Below are 17,671 nucleotides of genomic sequence, written 5' to 3'. Positions count from 1 at the left end.
GGAACCGATGCATGTCCGCGGGCGCTCACGCAACGGCCCGGGACGGTGGCACGGGGTCACCACGCCGCGACCGTGCGGCGACCGGGTGATCAGGTGGCCTTTCGGCGGCGACTGAGGGAAGGCGGAGAGGGACGGGTTCGCCGCCCGGTACCGCGGTCACCGAGGGCGGCGGCACGCGCGGCCGCGCACCCGTGCGGCTCAAACGGAAGGGCAGCCGTGGAGGGACAGGCCTCACTACCGCACAGGAGACGGCCATGGCTTCGGCGTGTCGGCACACTGACCGGCCCCGGCGTGCCGCCCGGCGTCACCCGTGCGCTCGCCCGGGCCCGTCGGGCCGGCCCGGTGCTGTGGACGGCGTTGCGCCGCACCCCGGTGGCCATGTGGCGCGACGATGCCTCGGACTGGGCGGCGGCCCTGACGTACTACGCCATTCTCGCCCTGCTGCCCATGCTCCTGATGACGGTCTCCCTGATCGGCACGATCAGTCCGCATCTGACGGACGCTCTGATCGACCGTGTGACGGCGTGGGCCCCGGCCGAGTCCGGCTCGGCCCTGCACAGCACGCTGCGCCGGCTGGCCGGAGAGCGGTCCGCCGCGCTCACGGTGGCCGTCGGAGGCGGGGCGAGCGCGCTGTGGTCGGCCTCCAGCTACCTGGCGGTGTTCCGGCGGGCGCTGCACGACCAGCACCGTGTCGCCGACACGCGGCCCGCCCTGCGCACGGCGCACCGCATCCTGCTCACGGCCGTGATCCTGCTGGTCCTGTTGTTCTGCAGTGCGCTGCTGCTCGTCCTCGGCGGTCCCCTGGCGCGCGCACTGGGCGAGTGGGCCGGGCTCGGCGAGGCGGGGGCCGCCGCGTGGACCCTGCTGCGCTGGCCGGCCCTGGTGGCGCTGGTCGCGCTCCTGGTGCTGGTGCTGTTCCGGACCGGGCCTTCCCAGGCCCGTACGCTGCGCCACGCCCTGCCGGGCGGGGTGCTCGCCGGGGCGCTCTGGCTCGCCGCCTCCGCCTGCTTCACGGCGTACGCCGCGGGACTTGGCACCTACAGCAGGCTGTACGGATCCCTGGCGGGGGTGGTCGTCTTCCTGGTGTGGCTGTGGATGTCCCATCTCGCCCTGCTGGCAGGCGCGCAGTTCACGGCCGAGTTGGCCCGGGCCGGAGCGGGTCCGTCACCGGCCCCGCACCCCCTACACATAAAAGAGAAATAAGAGCAAAATCGCCTTATGCGGTACTTATGCCGCGTCGGACGCGATCGGACCTGCAGAGTCGAAGGAGACCGGTCATGGCTCACGTCTCACACACCAGAGGCGACATCACCACCCACCCCGATGTCCATGAGATGCGGGACCGCTACACCCGCATGCTCGGAACCCGTGACGTGGCGCTCGTGGACGGACCAGTGTTCCTGCTCGGTCTGTACTGCGCAGCGTCCCCGTGGATACTCCACTACACGACGAGCCAGCCCGCCGTCGCGACACACAACCTCATCATGGGGATCGCGCTCGGGCTGCTGGCCCTCGGATTCACCATCATGCCGGAGAGGATGTACGGCCTGAGCTGGGCCATGTGCGCCATGGGCGCATGGATGATCATTTCGCCGTGGATCGTCGGCGTCGCCCCCGACACGGGGGTCGTGGTCAACAGCATCGTCATCGGCGCACTCGCCGTGGCACTGGGCGTGATGTGCGCGGGAGTGGCCGTGAAGAGCACCCCGCGCGCATAGCGGCACCGGCGCCCGGCCACCGCGGCGGAAGGGCGGCCCGGCCGCCCCCGGTCGCCGACCGGCCACGTCGTGCGCGCCTTCCGCCGCCCGGCACCGGATCAGTCGTTCGGCACCAGCCACGGCTCCTGCGGCAGCGGGCTGCCCGTCTCGATCAGCGACTTGAGGTTCGACAGCACGGCCGCCCAGCCCCCGGCGACGTCCGCGCGCTCGCGCTCGTCCGCCAGATCCTCGTGGGTGACGGTGAGCCTGACGATGTCCGCGTGGGGCTGGATGTCGAAGGTGACCTTGGAGTACGCCTCCGGGCGCCCCTCGTTCTCCGGAGAGGTCCAGGTGGTCACGAGGCGGCCGGGCCGATCGCTTTCGACCACCTCGCCGACCACGTCGGCGATGCCCGAGCCGTCGGTGCGGACATGCTCCCAGCGGGAACCGGGCTTCCAGTCGGAGACGTTGCTGTGGCCCCAGTACGCGGCGGTCAGCCCGGCGTCGGTGAGCGCGTCCCACACGGCTTCGGGGGTGCTCCTGATGTAGATGACGTACACGAACGTGGGCTTGTCGCTCATGGCTTCCTCGGCTTGTCGTTTGACGGCGCTCAGCGCGCGCAGGCGCCGGCGCTCGAACTTGTCGATCCACCGCTCCTGGATCTCGTGGAGCGGTACCGGATTGAGGTAGTGCAGCTTCTCCCGCCCCCGCCGCACGCTCGCGACCAGATTGGCGGCCTCCAGGACGGCGAGATGCTGGGTGACGGACTGACGCGTCATGTCGATGTGCTCGCACAGCTCACCGAGCGTCTGCCCACCACGCTCGTGCAGCCGGTCCAGCAGCCGCCGGCGGGTCGCGTCGGCCAGCGCCTTGAAGACCTGGTCCATTCCGGAATCGCTCTCTGATGACACACTCAACGTTATGCAGGCAATTACTTGCATGTCAAGGACGGGCAGGTCCCGCACACTGGCGCGGTGAGCCGGACCGTGAGCGCATGGGTGACAGCGGGCGAGGACGTCCTGGGGGCCGTGGGGCCGTTCCCGGTGGACGTTCCGTGGTGGCAGGAGGTCGAGCCGGTCGTCGCACGGCTGGAGGAGCTGCTCGGGGTGCCCGTGCTGGTACTGCGCCTGCTGACGGTGGACGGCGGCGAGGGCGGGCGTGACGGCCACGCGACGTACCACGTCGAGGCGTTGGGGCGCCCGGCACCCGGGCTGCTGGAGCGGCGCCCTCTCGACGACGGCCGGTTCGGGACGGACTCCGCACTGCGCGCGCCGTGGGCCCGTGCCGCAGGCCTGCGGGAACTCCTCGACTGGGCCGCGCGCACCCTGGAGGCGGCGGGACGACCCGTCACCGGGCCGGTCGAGCAGCGACGGACCTGGAACCTTGCGGCATTGTTCCGGCTGCCCACCGCGCAGGGGCCGGTCTGGCTCAAGGCGACGCCGCACTTCGCCGCCGACGAGGGAGCCGTCGTCACCGCGCTCGCCGGAGCGGACCCTTCACTGGTGCCGGTCCTCCTGGGCCGGGGCCCGGGGCGGATCCTCATGGAACACGTGCCCGGGGAGGACTGCTGGGGTGCCTCGCCCGGTACGGCGACCGCGGCGATGAAGCGGTTGGTGGCGGCCCAGGCCGCCCTCGCGGCGAACCGGCCCGCCGGGCTGCGGGACTGGCGCACACCCGTCCTCGCCACCCGGGTGGACGCCCTCCTCGACGGACCGGCGGCCGCGGGGCTGAACCGGCAGGAGGTCGCCGCGGTGCGGAGACTGACGGACCGTTGGCAGCGGCTGGTGGACTGCGGCCTGCCCGACACGGTGGTGCACGGCGACTTCCACCCCGGCAACTGGCGCAGCGACGGCGGCTATCCGGTCGTCGTGGACTTCGCCGACGCGTACTGGGGCAACCCGGTGGTGGACGGACTGCGCGCCCACGAGTTCCTCGATGAGCAGGTGTGGGCGACGGCGGCCCGGGCCTGGGCCGAAGCCTGGAGCGCGCACGTCCCCGGCAGTGATCCGGCCGGCGCCCTGCGCCTCGCCGAGCCGCTCGCCCATCTCGTCCACGCGGTCCGCTACCAGGAGTTCCTCGACGGCATCGAACCGTCCGAGCGGCCCTACCACGCGGGAGACCCGGTGGTGGCGCTGCGCACGGCACTGCGGAGCGCGCGAGAGCCGAGCCCGGTCCTCGCGGCTCCGAGTCCGGCCCGGCGCGGAGCCCGGGCGGCCACGGTGTTCCGCCGGCCCACCTCCGGCGAGCCCTTGGCCGCCGTCGGACCGGCACGCGAGGACCGGACCATGGACGACCAGAGGATCTTCGACCCGTCCCGTCCGCTGCTCCTCGAAGGGCTCGGGCTCCGATTGCGCGAGTGGACCGACGCCGATGTGCCCGACCTCGTCGCGCTGTACGACGACCCCGAGATCGACCGGTGGACACCCGTGGCATCCCCGTTCGGCGTCGAGGAGGCACGCTCCTACCTCGCCGCGGCACGCAGGAAGCGGGCCGAGAGGCAGTCGGTGCAGCTCGCCATCACCACGGACGGTCTGCGGCCGCGGGGCGAGATCCTGTTCTTCCGCAGCGGGCCCGACGAACGCGAACTCGAGCTGGCGTACGGCGTCGGCGCCGACCACCGCGGCCGCGGCCTTGCCTCCCGGGCCGTGCGGCTCGTCGTGGAGCACGCCGTCCGCGAGGCGGGCGCCCGCTCCGTGGTGCTGCGGATCGAGGCCGGCAACGCCGCCAGCGAGGCCGTCGCCAGGTCCACCGGCTTCGCGCTTGCGGACGACGAGCCCGTCGTCCGCACGTCGAAGGGGCGCGAGCTGGTGCTCCGCACCTGGCGGCACACCGGGTCCTGAGCCGGCGCCCCGTCGGCGGGGCGCTTGTGCGAGTGGCCGGCCCGACACCCCCGGCGGGCCGGCCCTCCCTGCGGAACTCCGCAGCGTTCCCCCGTCACGGGTGCGCTCTCACGCCTCCGCCGGCTCCGCCTTCCGGCTGGTGAGGTACTCCTCGCTGATCTCCTTCGGGCCGAACGGCCAGACCTTCTCCACCCGGGCCCACAGGACGAACGCCACGCAGCCGAGCAGCAGCCAGGCCAGCGACCACTCGATGGGATGGCGGCCGGGTGAGTTCTTGTCGGCGTAGCCGTAGATGACCAGCCAGCCGACGAGCGCCACGATGCTCGGCACGGGGTACAGCCACATCCGGTACGGGCGGCGCAGCGCCGGCTGCCGTGCGCGCAGGACCGTCACGGCCAGGATCTGCGCCAGTGCCTGGACCAGCACCATCACCGTGGTCAGCAGCTGGATCAGGGTCGCCAGATCGGTATGACGGCCGATCAGGAAACCTATCGCGGTGATCACGCCCATCGTGGCCAGCCCGAGCGTCGGGAAGCGGTGCTTGGCGTGCAGTTTGGCGTACGGGCGGAAGAAGACACGGTCGCGGGCGGCGTCGTAGGGCACCCGGGAGCCGCCGAGCAGACCGGCGAACACCGAGGCGAAGGCCGTGATCAGGATGAGGACCGTGACCGTGTCCGCGGCCCCCTTGCCCCATGTCTCCTCGAGCACCGCGGAGGCGACCGACGTCGAGGCGATGTCGTGCGGGTCGGTCATGCGATGCCAGTCCACCACTCCGAGCGTGCCGATCTGGAGCAGCAGATAGATCACCATGATGCCGAGGATGGAGAAGATGATCGAACGCGGGAGGGTACGGCCCGGGTCCTTGATCTCGGCACCCATGTACGCCGTCGTGTTGTAGCCCAGGTAGTCGTAGATACCGATGGTCAGGCCCGCTGCGAAGCCCAGCCAGAAGTGACTTCCCGTCAGGTCGAATGCGTGCGCCGGGTAGGTGAAGGCGAGGTGGGCGCTGAAGTCCGAGGCCGACGCGACGATCACCAGCAGCACCGAGGCGATCATCACGACCCACATCACCGCGGTGATACGGGCGATGTGCTCGATGCCCCGCCACAGCAGGAGGATCACCAGGGCGATGACACCGAGTCCGATGAGATCCCCGGAGGTCCGGCCGAGATCGGGGGCCAGGTAGCCCAGGTACTGCACGAAGCCCACCACACCGGTGGACATGATCAGCGGGATGAAGAGCATCGCCGTCCACACGAACAGGAACGGCATCAACCGCCCCGTACGGTACTGGAAGGCCTGGCGCAGATAGACGTAGCTTCCGCCCGAACCGGGCATCGCCGAGCCCAGTTCGGCCCAGACGAGACCGTCGGCGAGCGCCAGCAGGGCGCCCGCGACGAAACCGATGACCGCCTGCGGGCCACCGAAGGCGGCGACCATCAGCGGGATGGTGACGAACGGCCCGATGCCGCACATCTGGCTCATGTTGATGGCGGTGGCCTGGAACAGGCCGACGCGGCGGACGAAACCACCGGTGGGTGGCGGGCTACCGGACACGGAACCTCCTGGAGCGGGACGCGGGGAGAGATGTACGGACTGTGGGCCGACGTCGGGACGCGGCCGACGGATCAGGGACGGCGGTTATCCGGCCGGCGATGGGCTCCCCTCGACTCGCCCGGAGAGGCTGACTGGGCGATAAAGTTAAGGAGCCTTACTAGGTGCGTCAAGAGCGCGTCAGGAATACGTGAGAATGGTGCGATGCCCGCCCGTGACCCCATAGCGCAGCCGGAACAGACCTGGAACCGCAGACGGTTGCGCAGCACCAACGAGCGGCTGCTCCTGGACCGGCTGCGTGCGGCCGGCAGCGCCTCGCGCGCCCAACTCGCCCGGGAGACCGGCCTGTCGAAGCCGACGGTCTCCAGTGCGCTCGCCGCCCTGGAGGAGGCCGGCCTGGTCCACGAGGTGGGGACGCACACACCCGAGCGCGGCCGGATGGCGGTCCTGTACGCGCCCGACCCGGCCGCCGGGTACGCGCTCGGCATCGACATCGGCCGGAGCTGGCTGCGGGTCGCGCTGGCCGGCCTCGACGGCGAGGTGGTGGCCCGTGCCGACGTGCGCAACCGCGCCCGCACCTCGGGTGCCATGGCCGATCTGGTCGTCACGACGGCGCGGCAGGTCATCGAGGGCTCCGGGGCGGGACACCACGACGTGGCGCACGCGGTGGTGGGCACACCCGGCGTGTACGACGGGGAACGGCGCCGGGTGCGGTACGCGATGCATCTGCCGGGCTGGGGCCGGGCCGGTCTGTTCGACCGTATGCGCGACGAACTGGGCATCCCGCTCGAGGTGCACAACGACGCCAACCTGGCCGCGCTCGGTGAGTACACCTACGGTGTCGGCGCGGGCAGCCGCCTGTTCGCGTACATCCTGATCGGGACCGGCCTCGGCATGGGGGTGGTCAGCGAGGGCCGGCTCTTCACGGGGGCGCACGGCGGGGCCGGGGAGATCGGGTTCCTGCCGTGGCCCGGGCGGCAGAAACCGGAGACGCTGGAGGACGCGGTGTCCGGCGTGGCCGTCGTCGAGTCCGCGCGGGCGTTCGGCATGTCCGGCCAGCTCACGGCCAAAGCGGTGTTCGACGCGGCCCGGGAGGGGCATCCCGCCGCGGTCCGGGCGGTGCAACTGGAGGGCGAGCGGATCGCGCACACGGTCGCGGCGGCGGCCGCGGTGCTCGACCCCGACCTCGTGGTGCTCGGCGGAGGGGTGGGCCACAGTGTCGATCTGCTGCTGCGCCCCGTACGAGAGACATTGCGCGCCCTCACGCCGTTGCGCCCGAAGATCGCGCCGAGCCGGCTGGGCGAGGACGCGGTCCTGCTCGGGGCGCTGGCCACGGCGCTGGGCACGGCACGCGACGTGGTCTTCGAGCGGCGCTCGGGTTCCTGACCGACCTGCCCTGCCCTCATGGCGATTGACAGGGCTTCCTCAACGCCCTAGCTTGAAGCGCCAGTTAGTAAGGTTTCCTAACTTTACCGTCGGTCGACCGTCCCCGCCCGGTGCGGTGCCGGCCGCCGGATCCCGCAGTGCCGAAGCGCGGATGCTCCCCCACCCTCAAGGAGACGACCGTGTTCCACCGCCCTGCCCTCCACCGCCGGCCGGCCGCGGCCGTCCTCGCCCTGGGCGTGATGTCCACGCTCTCCACCGGCGCTCGGGCCGGCACAGGGAACCCCGCTGCGGCGCACCCCGGACCACCCGTCACAAAGGTCGCCTCCACACCGGGCAGCGCCACCCCCTTGACCCGCTACGAGATCCAGTCCACGGCCAGGGTCTCCGAATCCCCCGCGGCGGTCTCCTCCCCCGGTTTCCCGGCGCGCGGCTGGTACCCGGCGGGCTCCCGCTCCACCGTGCTCGGAGCGCTGCTCGAAGACGGCGTGTACGCCGACCCGTTCTACTCGACCAACCAGCAGAAGATCCCGAAGGCAGACTTCCGGGTCCCGTGGTGGTACCGCTCCGACTTCACGGTCGCGGACATCTCCGAGCGCACCCATCTCGACTTCAGCGGGGTGATCTCGGCCGCGGACGTCTACGTCAACGGGCGGCGGGTCGCGGACGCCTCGGCCGTGACGGGCGCGTACACACACCACGAACTCGACATCACCTCGCTGGTGCGAGCGGGCAGGAACACGGTCGCGTTCCGCATCCGGCCCAACGACCCGGACAAGAACCTGACCATGGGCTGGATCGACTGGCTGCAACCCCCGCCGGACGAGAACACGGGCATCGTCCGCGATGTGCTCGTCCGCCGCGGCGGACCGGTCGCGCTGCGCGACGCCCATGTCCTCACCCGTCTCGACGTGCCCTCGCTCGCCGCCGCCGATCTGACGGTCAAGGCACGGGTCCGCAACGACTCGGCGAGCGCGGTCACCGCCACCGTGTCCGGGAGGATCGGCTCACTCTCCTTCACCAGGAGGGTTCCCCTGGCCGCCCACGAGTCGAAGGCGGTCATGTTCGGCCCGGCCGACGTCCCCGCTCTGCACCTGGTCTCACCCAGGGTGTGGTGGCCGGCCGGGATGGGCGGGCAGCCGCTGTACCGACTCGACCTCACCGCAAGCGTGTCCGGCGCCCCGTCGGACACCGCGCACGAGAGCTTCGGCATCCGGGACGTCAAGGCACCGCTGAACGCCGACGGCGCGCGGCAGTACAGCGTCAACGGGCGCAGACTGCTCATCAAGGGCGGCGGCTGGTCGCCGGACGAGTTCCTGCGCTGGGACCCGACATACGTGGCGGACCGGCTCAAGCACGCCCTCGATCTCGGGCTCAACACCATTCGGCTGGAAGGCCACATCGAACCGGACGAGTTCTTCGATCTCGCCGACCGCTACGGCATCCTCGCGCTCCCCGGCTGGGAGTGCTGCGACAAATGGGAGGGCGAGGTCAACGGCGAGGAGTCCGGCGACGAGTGGACCGCCGCCGACCACCCGGTCGCCAAGGCGTCCATGGCCGCCGAGGCCGCCCGGCTGCGCGACCACCCGAGTGTCGTCTCCTTCCTCATCGGCAGCGACTTCGCACCCGACGCCACGATCGAGAAGGACTACCTGGACGCTCTGCGGGCCGCCGACTGGCCGAACCCGGTGATCGCCGCGGCCTCCGACAACTCCTCCCCCCAGCTGGGAAGTTCGGGCATGAAGATGACGGGCCCGTACGACTGGGTGCCGCCGGACTACTGGTACGCGAAGCGGGAGGGCGGTGCCACCGGGTTCAACTCCGAGACCAGTGCGGGCCCCGACATCCCGACGCTCGACACCCTGCGCCGCATGATGACCCCGGCCGAGCTGGACACCCTCTGGAAGGACCCGAAGGCCGAGCAGTACCACCGCTCGCCGTCTTCGACGTTCGGCACACTCGCGCTGTACGACGACGCGCTCACCGGACGGTACGGCGCACCGCGTGGACTCGGGGACTACGTACGCAAGGCGCAACTCGCCCAGTACGAGAACGTACGAGCGCAGTTCGAGGCGTACGGACGCAACGCCACCGATGCCGCGCAACCCTCCACCGGCGTCGTCCACTGGATGTTCAACAGCGGCTGGACCTCGCTGCACTGGCAGTTGGTGGACCGCTTTCTGGACCAGGGGGGCGCCTACTTCGGCGCGAAGAAGGCCAACGAGCCGCTGCACGTGCAGTACTCGTACGACGACCGCTCGGTCGTGGTGGTGAACAACCGGCACACGGCCGCGTCCGGACTCACCGCCCACGTCTCCCTGTACACCACGGACGGCAGGCGGATGTACGACCGCGCGGTGACCGGGGTGAGCGTCCCGGGCGACGGAGCGCACACCACCGCGCTCGCCCTGCCTTCGTCGGTGAGCGGTCTGCCGACCACCTATCTCGCGCGGCTGATCCTGACGGACCCGGCGGGCAAGGAGGTCAGCCGTAATGTCTACTGGCTGTCCACCAGGCCCGACACGCTCGACTGGGCCCACACCGACTGGTACTACACGCCGACGACGAGCTACGCCGATCTGACCGGACTCGCCTCCATGGCACAGGTGCCGGTGTCCGCGACGGCGTCCACACGGACGGGCGGGGACGACATGTCGACCACGAGGGTCACCCTGCGCGCCACGGGCTCCGGCAGGACTCCGTCACTGCTCACCGACGCGCATCTGGTGGACTCGGCGGGCAGGCCGGTGCTTCCCGTCCACTGGTCCGACAACGAAGTGAGCCTGTGGCCCGGAGAGTCGGTGACGCTGACCGCCACCTACCGGACGGCCGATCTGCACGGCACGGCGCCAGGCGTACGGATCTCGGGCTGGAACACCCCGGAACACACCGTGCCGGCCTCATGATCCGGGGCCCGGGTCAAGCCCCGAGGCCGAAGCGGAACGGACTGTTGCCGCGCTCAGCGGGCACATCAAGTAGTGCAGAGGCCTTCACATTAAGGGGCGGAGATGGAGATCTCGAGCATCATCGGCGCCATCGTCATCGGGCTCATCATCGGTGTCCTCGGGCGACTCGTCGTCCCCGGACGCCAGCGCATCGGAGTCCTGTGGACCATCCTCGTCGGCATCGTCGCGGCCTTCATCGGGTCGGGCATCGCCGCCGCGGTCGGCGTGGCCGACACCAAGGGCGTCGACTGGATCGAATGGCTCATCCAGATCGGCCTGGCGGCGCTGGGCGTGGCCGCACTGGACCGGGCGCGGTCGCACCGCTGACGTCACACTCGCGCGGCGCCGCGAGTGCGTTGCGGGCGAGGACCGTGGCGAGCGGGATCCGCGGGCTTCGTCCGCACGACCGGCCACCACGGATTCCTCGCACCCCTGTGGATCTGCGCTGCGACCGCTCACCGGGTCGGCGGCCGACCGGTGCGCGTCCTCGAGTCCAGCCTCGCGGTCATGGTGCCGGCCGGACAAGGCGCTCGGCCCGGCTGTGTCAGGGCGCGCCCGTGGGCGCCTCGTCGACCCCCTCGCTCACCGGGCCACCGCACCGCGCGGTGCGGTGGCGGGCGGACTCGCGAGCCGGAACGTCACGGGGAGACGTAGGGCGTCGTCGTGGTCAGCGGTTCGAAGCCGAGGCGGGCCAGAATGGGCCTGCTCTGCCCGGACGCGTCAACCTGGACGTAGCGGTAGCCGCGGGAGGCCGCGACCTCGGCACGATGGGCGACCAGGGCTCGGTAGACACCGCGTCCCCGCCAGGCGGGGACCGTGCCCCCGCCCCAGAGTCCCGCGAAACGGGTGCCGGGAACGAGCTCCATACGGGCCGCGCTCACGGGTTCGTCGCCCGCCAGCGCCAGAACGGCCACCACCTGGTCGCTGTCGCCGGACAGCTGGGCGAGGAGCTGGTCGCGCAACCGGGTGCTGTCGGTGCCGAACGCCCTGCGGTGGACGTCCGCCACGAGGTCCACGGCCGTGGGCTCGGTGACCGGCACAAGGCGGACACCCTCGGGCGGCTCGACGTCGAGGGTCAGATCGGCGACCTCGGCGACCATCAGCGTCTCCTCGGGCTCGGGGGTGAATCCGGCGGCCCGCAGACGCTTCCCGAGGTCGACCGGCAGATCGTGACCGTACAGCTTCCACTCGAACTCACGACCGAGTTCGGCGAAGTAGCGGACCTGTTCGGCGATCACCGCATCGGCCGTGGCCTCGTCCAGGTCCGACCACACGATCCCGTTCCAGTCGTGTGCGGAGCCGACCTGGCGCACCACCGAGGCGTCGCGCTCGACGCGGGAGCCGGGACCGTCGGGACGGGCACCCTGCCGCATGTCCCGGTCGTAGAGGGCGAGTACGGCAGCGTGGTCCATGGGCTCACTCCAACCTGCGGGGCATGTATCCGCACGGTAATACGCCGCATCGGGGAGACCGCACCCGGGTCCCGGCCGACCGTGGACTCCTTGCGCCGCGGCACGCACCTCGACGCCGGGCCGCACCGCGACCGGACGGGGTCGAGGCGTTCCCGGGCACGCTCCCGCCGGCCGTGCCGGAGTGCCCGGAGTCCGCACCGCGTCGGCGGACCGGCCGCCCGACCCGCGGCGCGCAGGACACGCCCGCCGCGGGGTGGCTCCCCCATGCCGAGGACGCGCCGGCTATCCGAGCTCCAGGGTCGTCACCCCGTACATCCGCTCCCCCGCGAAGGCCCTGACCGGCCCCGTGTACATGCGGGCCGTCTCGAAGGAGGGGGTGAGACCCGAGCGTTCGGCCAGGGCGACGCCCGCCGTGTTCGTTTCGGGTACGTCGACGGCGAGCTCCCGCCCGGCGGCCTCGGCGGCGAAGCCCGCGAGCAGGGCGCCCGCGTCGTCGGCGGTGTCGGCGAAGAGAGGGCCGACGCGCAGTCCGACCCGAGCGGGGCGGATCACCCCGTAACCGGTCAGGCGGTCGCCGTCGAGGCGGACGAGGACCCGGTGGCCACGGGCGCTGAGCCAGTGCTCGAGGAAGCGGGGGCGGTCGGCCGGGTAGCAGGCCCTGTCGTAGTCCGCGACGGCGTCGAGGTCAGCCTTCTCGGCCGGCCGCACGCCGGGCGTCGCCTGGTCGGCGGGCACGGTTCCGGTGAAGCGCACGGTGCGGTGCGCGAACACGAAACCGGACCGCCGGTAGTTGTCCTGCTGGGCGACGACGCCGTCGAGACCGATCGTGCGGCCTCCGGCATGAGCGAGGGCCGTGTCCCAGGTCGCGCGGCCGAAGCCGCGGCCGCGCAGGTCGGGACGTACCAGATAACAGCCGAGGAAGGCGTAGTCGGAGCCGTAGTTGACGACGGAGATCGCCGACACGGGCTCGTCGCCGAGCCTGCCGACGAAGAAGCCCTCCGGGTCCTGGGCGAAGAACGCGGGGCCGTCGGACAGCCCCGGATTCCATCCCTCGTCCGCCGCCCAGCCGCTGATCACCGGCCAGTCGTCGAGGGTGGCCCGGGCGACGACGAGGTCTTCGGGACCCGCTGAGGTCATCGATGTGCTCCATTCCGTGGGGGGCGGTGCCGTGGGGAGGTGCCCGCCGCGACCGGCTGCACCGCGAGCATCCTTCCCGATCTCCCCCGCGTGCGCCATGCGGCGCCGGCACCGCCCGCTGCCCCAACATGACGTCCAGCAAGGGCAGTTGGACGGTAGAGGGCTCCGCCGGTTTGTCCGGCGGAGCCCTCTACGGCGCGTACGGCGGTCGGCTCAGCGGGCCGATCCCGGGCGGAAGCGGCGATACAGCACGGTCCCCCCGAGCACCAGCGCCGCGCCTCCGGCGAGTGCGGGCACGGTCGCGTCCGCGCCGGTGTGGGCGAGGGCGACCACGGGACGGGTGCTCGGCGGCTGCACCGGCGTCTGCCTCGGCGGCGCGACGGGCCGCGGAGCGGGACGCCGGGTGCTCGAGGTGTTCGTGGACTTATTGCCGGTGGATGCGTTGCCGACACCGACCACGCCCACCGTGTTGCCGGAGACGTTCACCGGGAGGTGGATCGGCAACTGCACACCGTTGCCGCCCAGCACTCCGGGGGACTGCCTGCTCACGCCGGACGCGGAGGCACCATGCGTGTGAGGGCGGCCCTGCCGCGGCCCGGCCACGTCGGCGCCCCGATTGGCGCAGGTGTTCCCCGAGGCCGAGTTCAGAAGCCCCACCACCGTCACCGTGTTGCCGCACACGTTCACCGGAACGTGCACCGGGAGCTGCACGGTGTTGCCGGAGATCAATCCGGGCGAACCCGCCGCGGTGCCGTCCGCCGCGGAGTCCGCATGCGCCGGCAGCGCCCCGGCCAGCGCCCCCGTGGCGGCGGCCGCGACGAACAAACCATTTCGGGTAACCCGTTTCATAGGTTCCCTGCCTTCCAGACTTGGTCGCGAGCACTCGCCCGCACCCCGTAAAACGCAGACGCACCATCCGAGTTATGGCTTATCTGCCTTTCACCCCATCGAGTGGCTGCGGTCCGAACGCACGGAGGAGACGGGTCCACCGGTCCGACCTGCACCGTGGCGCGGTGGGTGCCGACGGCACGGAGCCCACCGTGTCCGACTGGCCGAACACCGGGAGGCGTGCCCGGGACAGCCCGCATAACGTGACCGAAGGGCCGCCGCCGGATCCGCAGCCGGGCGCCCCAGGAGGCGCCATGAAGTCCACGCACACCCGCACCGCGGTCACCACAGCAACGGCCGCGGCCGCGGTACTGGCTCTGCTGGGAGCCGCCCTGCCATCGGTGACCGAGGCCGGCGGTGGCCCCGATCTGTCCCGGTTCTACAACCAGCGGATCGCATGGTCGTCGTGCCCCGGCGAGGGGGCACCCCGTGACCTTCAATGCGGGAAGGTCACGGTCCCGATCGACTATGCGAACCCCGAGGCCGGGACGGTCGACGTGGCGATGACCCGGTACCGGGCCACGGCCGGGTCCCGCGGCTCCGTGCTGCTGAACTTCGGCGGTCCCGGCGGCGCGGGCGTCCCCGAGCTCGCCGCCGGCGGCAAGGACTTCCTGCATCTGACGAACGCCTACGACGTGGTGACGTTCGATCCGCGCGGGGTCGGCCAGTCCTCACCCATCAGCTGCGGGCAAGGGGCGGCCGGGGACACGGACGCGGACGACACCGTCATCGACGTGACCAATCCACGGGCGGCGCTCACGCAGATCCGGAAGACGGCCGACCAGTGCGCGAGGCACTCCGGGCCGCTGCTGCCGCACATGGGGACCGTGGATGTCGCACGGGACCTGGACGTGATGCGCCAGGCCCTCGGCGACAAGAAGCTCAACTACCTCGGTTTCTCCTACGGCACCCGCCTCGGTGCGGTCTACGCGGCCCAGTTCCCCAGCAAGGTGGGCCGGATGGTCCTGGACGGTGTCGACACCCTCACCGAGTCCCTGGCCGAGCAGGGGCTGGTGGGCGCGCAAGGACAGCAGACCGCGCTGGAGGGCTTCCTCGACTCGTGCGTCAAGCATCTCCTGTGCCCGTTCGGCAGCGACGCCCGCTCCGCCCGCGAGCAGGTCGTGCAACTCGTGGCCCGCCTGGACAAGCAGTCCGCCTCGACCCCTCTCGGCCAGCCGTTCACGGGGCAGGACCTCGTCGCCGGGATCAGCGAACTCCTCTTCAGCAAGCGGATGTGGCCGATGCTGGAGCAGGGCCTGTCCCAGTTGGTGGAACAGGGCGATCCCTCGGGAATCATGTACTACTCGGGCCTCGGCATCTCCGCGCCCTCGGTCCATCGGGCGAACGGTGGGATCGTCGCACCCAACGACGTGCCCGTCGACAACATGTCGGCCGCGCTGATGGCCGTCAACTGTGCCGACGATCCGGACCGGCCGAGCGCCGACCGGATCACCAAGGACATCACGCGGCTGCGGGGCCAGTACGACGAGGCCTCTCCCGTCTTCGGACGCTACCGGCTCACCCAGGTGCTGACGTGCTACGGACGTCCCAAGGGCACCGACTTCATCCGGGAGAAGGTCAAGAACGTACACAGCGCCAAGATGCTGCTCGTCGGCACGCGCGGGGACCCGGCAACCCCCTACCGCTGGACCCTGGAGACCGCGAAACGGCTCGGCCCCTCTGCGGTGGTCCTCGACAACAGGGGCGAGGGGCACACCGGGTACACGACGTCCCAGTGCGTCCACCGGAAGGTCGACTCGTTCCTCCTGTACGGGTCGCTGCCGGCCGACGGGAGTTCGTGCGGGCCCGACACGGCCGGCTGAGCCTGCGCCCCGGTCGCCCGGGGCGCAGGGGTGTCAGGTGAGGGAGATCTCCGGCTTGTAGATGTCCAGCCATGTGGCCAGGTCGAGGGTGCGTTCGAGGCCGCGGCGCGACGGCTGTGTGATCTGCGGGGCCTCACGGTGGGCCGCCCGGGACACCCGTTCGCGGTCGACCAGGTCGAAGACGGGATGGGAGGGGCGGGTCAGCAGATCCTTGGCCTCATCCTGAAGGGCGACGGCGTACCCCGGGTCCTGGGTGGACGGGTACGGGCTCTTGAGCCTGTCGTACACGGACTTCGGGATCAGGTCGGCCGTCGCCTCCCTCAGCAGGCTCTTCTCCCTGCCGTCGAAGGACTTCAGCGACCAGGGGGAGTTGTAGACGTAGTCCACGAGCCGGTGGTCGCAGTACGGCACCCGCACCTCCAGGCCGACCGCCATGCTCATACGGTCCTTGCGGTCCAGCAGGAGCCGTACGAAGCGGGTCAGGTGCAGGTAGCAGATCTGCCGCATCCGGTACTCGAAATCGCTCTCGGCCTCCAGCCGCCGGATGTCCGAGACGGCCCTGCGGTAGCTGTCGGCGACGTACGCTTCGAGGTCCAGCGCCTTGGTGAGATGGGGGTGCAGGACCTCTTCGTCGTCGCCGAAGTCCCTGTGGAAACGCACCAGCCAGGGGAAGGTGTCGGCTCGCCTGGCCTCCTCGTCGAAGAACTGGACGTAGCCGCCGAAGACCTCGTCGGCGGACTCACCGGACAGCGCAACCGTGGAATGCCCGCGGATCGCCTGGAACAGCAGATACAGCGAGGCGTCCATGTCCCCGAAGCCCATGGGCAGGTCGCGTGCCCGGATCACCTTCGCCCGCACGTCGAGGTCGGCGAGGGCCCGGGCGTCGAGGACGATGTCCTGGTGTTCGGTGCCCGAGGCGGTGGCCACGTCGTGCACGAACGGCGTGTCCGGTGTGGCGCGCAGATCGTCGGCCACGAAGTGGTCCGTCTGCCCGACGAAGTCCACCGCGAAGCTGCGCACCTTCTCGCCCTGTTCCGCGAGTTGCCGGGCGGCGAGCGCGGTCATCGCGGACGAGTCCAGGCCGCCCGACAGCAGGGTGCAACGCGGTACGTCGGCGACCAGCTGCCGGCGCACGATGTCCTCGAGCAGCGAGCGGACGGTGGCGATGGTGGTCTCGCGGTCGTCGGGCTGCGCCCGGGTCTCCAGCTGCCAGTAGACCCGCCGGCTCACGCCCTGCCGGTCGAGGGTGACCACCGTGCCCGGCTCGACCTCGCGCATGCCGTCCCACACGGCGTGTCCGGGCGTCTTGACCATGGCGAACAGCTCCCGGAGCCCGTCGAGGCCGACCCGGGGACGCACCAGCGGGTTGGCCAGGATGGCCTTGGGTTCGGAGCCGAAGATCACGCCGTCGGAGGTAGGGGCATAGTAGAAGGGCTTGATGCCCATGCGGTCGCGGACCATCACGAGTTTGTCGTGGCGGCCGTCCCAGACCGCGAAGGCGAACATCCCGTTGAGCCGTTCGGCGAGCTGCTCGCCCCAGGCCAGGTAGGCACGCAGGACGACCTCGGTGTCGGAGTCGGTCGTGAAGCGGTGACCCAGTCCGATCAGCTCGTGTCGCAGTTCGGTGTAGTTGTAGGCCTCCCCGGAGTAGACGAGCACGACGGTGCCCTCCGGGGTCTCGGCCGTCATCGGCTGCCGTCCGCCCGCCAGGTCGATGATCGCGAGCCTGCGGTGACCGAGGCCGGCGGGCCCCTCCACCCAGGTACCGCGGTCGTCGGGTCCTCGGCAGGCCATCGTCTCGGTCATGGCGTCCAGTGCCGCGATCTCGTTCCGCAGGTCACGGTCGTAGGAGATCCAGCCGGTGATGCCGCACATGCGTGCCTCCCGTGCGATTGCCCGGACCGGCGTGCGCGCTTCGACGGCGCGAGGGTTCCGCTGCCGGACAACCAGTTGTATCGAGCAGCTATATCTCCGAGCCTACGTCGGCGTGAC

General features: G+C 71.1%; 13 protein-coding genes. 7 read left to right on the top strand and 6 right to left on the bottom strand.

Features of this window, described 5'->3' with window-relative positions; translation table 11 throughout:
• Positions 1-291: 291 nt before the first annotated feature.
• Together ADL25_RS13635 and ADL25_RS13630 are read left to right on the top strand one after the other, a co-directional pair.
• Entirely contained in the window at positions 292-1,203 is a 912-nt protein-coding gene (locus tag ADL25_RS13635; RefSeq protein ID WP_234380895.1) for a YihY/virulence factor BrkB family protein, read from the top strand.
• A 74-nt stretch (positions 1,204-1,277) separates the two neighbouring features.
• Positions 1,278-1,718: an SPW repeat protein gene (locus ADL25_RS13630; protein ID WP_059127963.1), complete on the top strand. Its 441-nt coding sequence runs from the start codon at positions 1,278-1,280 to the stop codon at positions 1,716-1,718.
• Between the two features lie 98 nt (positions 1,719-1,816).
• On the opposite strand, the gene ADL25_RS13625 is transcribed toward ADL25_RS13630, so the two are convergent.
• Positions 1,817-2,584: an ArsR/SmtB family transcription factor gene (locus ADL25_RS13625; protein ID WP_059127962.1), complete on the bottom strand. Its 768-nt coding sequence runs from the start codon at positions 2,582-2,584 to the stop codon at positions 1,817-1,819.
• Positions 2,585-2,671: 87 nt separating this feature from the next.
• Between ADL25_RS13625 and ADL25_RS50460 the strand changes: the two genes are divergently transcribed.
• Positions 2,672-4,537, top strand: a complete 1,866-nt coding sequence (locus ADL25_RS50460) for a GNAT family N-acetyltransferase (protein WP_234380894.1) — start codon at positions 2,672-2,674, stop codon at positions 4,535-4,537.
• A gap of 108 nt (positions 4,538-4,645) precedes the next feature.
• On the opposite strand, the gene ADL25_RS13615 is transcribed toward ADL25_RS50460, so the two are convergent.
• Positions 4,646-6,094, bottom strand: a complete 1,449-nt coding sequence (locus ADL25_RS13615; RefSeq protein WP_079050324.1) for an APC family permease — start codon at positions 6,092-6,094, stop codon at positions 4,646-4,648.
• 201 nt (positions 6,095-6,295) lie between these two features.
• Here ADL25_RS13615 and ADL25_RS13610 point away from each other — a divergent pair, with 201 nt between their 5' ends.
• The 3 genes from ADL25_RS13610 (at position 6,296) to ADL25_RS13600 (ending at position 10,746) form a co-directional block, all read left to right on the top strand.
• Positions 6,296-7,477, top strand: a complete 1,182-nt coding sequence (locus ADL25_RS13610; RefSeq protein ID WP_059127961.1) for an ROK family transcriptional regulator — start codon at positions 6,296-6,298, stop codon at positions 7,475-7,477.
• 179 nt (positions 7,478-7,656) lie between these two features.
• Entirely contained in the window at positions 7,657-10,380 is a 2,724-nt protein-coding gene (locus ADL25_RS13605) for a glycoside hydrolase family 2 protein (RefSeq protein ID WP_059128185.1), read from the top strand.
• Between the two features lie 102 nt (positions 10,381-10,482).
• A complete protein-coding gene (locus ADL25_RS13600) occupies positions 10,483-10,746 on the top strand; it encodes a GlsB/YeaQ/YmgE family stress response membrane protein (RefSeq protein ID WP_059127960.1) in 264 nt (87 codons plus the stop codon).
• A 311-nt stretch (positions 10,747-11,057) separates the two neighbouring features.
• Here the strand turns inward: ADL25_RS13600 and ADL25_RS13595 are convergent, their stop codons facing one another.
• The 3 genes from ADL25_RS13595 to ADL25_RS51835 all read right to left on the bottom strand — a co-directional run bounded on the left by ADL25_RS13595 (position 11,058) and on the right by ADL25_RS51835 (position 13,817).
• On the bottom strand, positions 11,058-11,831 hold the full coding sequence (locus ADL25_RS13595) for a GNAT family N-acetyltransferase (protein WP_059127959.1): 774 nt from the start codon (positions 11,829-11,831) through the stop codon (positions 11,058-11,060).
• A 282-nt stretch (positions 11,832-12,113) separates the two neighbouring features.
• A complete protein-coding gene (locus ADL25_RS13590) occupies positions 12,114-12,968 on the bottom strand; it encodes a GNAT family N-acetyltransferase (protein WP_059127958.1) in 855 nt (284 codons plus the stop codon).
• A gap of 213 nt (positions 12,969-13,181) precedes the next feature.
• Positions 13,182-13,817, bottom strand: a complete 636-nt coding sequence (locus ADL25_RS51835; RefSeq protein WP_059127957.1) for a chaplin — start codon at positions 13,815-13,817, stop codon at positions 13,182-13,184.
• A gap of 293 nt (positions 13,818-14,110) precedes the next feature.
• Between ADL25_RS51835 and ADL25_RS13580 the strand changes: the two genes are divergently transcribed.
• The gene (locus ADL25_RS13580) at positions 14,111-15,679 is read left to right on the top strand and encodes an alpha/beta hydrolase (protein ID WP_059127956.1); all 1,569 of its coding nucleotides are present in this window, start codon (positions 14,111-14,113) and stop codon (positions 15,677-15,679) included.
• A gap of 33 nt (positions 15,680-15,712) precedes the next feature.
• Here ADL25_RS13580 and asnB read toward each other — a convergent pair whose 3' ends face one another.
• Positions 15,713-17,554: an asparagine synthase (glutamine-hydrolyzing) gene (gene asnB, locus ADL25_RS13575; RefSeq protein WP_059127955.1), complete on the bottom strand. Its 1,842-nt coding sequence runs from the start codon at positions 17,552-17,554 to the stop codon at positions 15,713-15,715.
• Positions 17,555-17,671 lie beyond the last annotated feature (117 nt).

The organism is Streptomyces sp. NRRL F-5122 (assembly GCF_001507435.1).
Taxonomy (GTDB): domain Bacteria; phylum Actinomycetota; class Actinomycetes; order Streptomycetales; family Streptomycetaceae; genus Streptomyces; species Streptomyces lannensis.
This window is presented reverse-complemented; position numbering and strand designations above follow the sequence as displayed.

What these genes read in the sequence shown, in the direction of transcription:
- ADL25_RS13630 (WP_059127963.1), top strand. Translation starts at nt 1,278, where the DNA reads ATGGCTCACGTCTCACACACCAGAGGCGACATCACCACCCACCCCGAT.
- ADL25_RS13625 (WP_059127962.1), bottom strand. Translation starts at nt 2,584, where the DNA reads ATGGACCAGGTCTTCAAGGCGCTGGCCGACGCGACCCGCCGGCGGCTG.
- ADL25_RS13610 (WP_059127961.1), top strand. Translation starts at nt 6,296, where the DNA reads ATGCCCGCCCGTGACCCCATAGCGCAGCCGGAACAGACCTGGAACCGC.
- ADL25_RS13600 (WP_059127960.1), top strand. Translation starts at nt 10,483, where the DNA reads ATGGAGATCTCGAGCATCATCGGCGCCATCGTCATCGGGCTCATCATC.
- ADL25_RS13595 (WP_059127959.1), bottom strand. Translation starts at nt 11,831, where the DNA reads ATGGACCACGCTGCCGTACTCGCCCTCTACGACCGGGACATGCGGCAG.
- ADL25_RS13590 (WP_059127958.1), bottom strand. Translation starts at nt 12,968, where the DNA reads ATGACCTCAGCGGGTCCCGAAGACCTCGTCGTCGCCCGGGCCACCCTC.
- ADL25_RS51835 (WP_059127957.1), bottom strand. Translation starts at nt 13,817, where the DNA reads ATGAAACGGGTTACCCGAAATGGTTTGTTCGTCGCGGCCGCCGCCACG.
- ADL25_RS13580 (WP_059127956.1), top strand. Translation starts at nt 14,111, where the DNA reads ATGAAGTCCACGCACACCCGCACCGCGGTCACCACAGCAACGGCCGCG.
- asnB (WP_059127955.1), bottom strand. Translation starts at nt 17,554, where the DNA reads ATGTGCGGCATCACCGGCTGGATCTCCTACGACCGTGACCTGCGGAAC.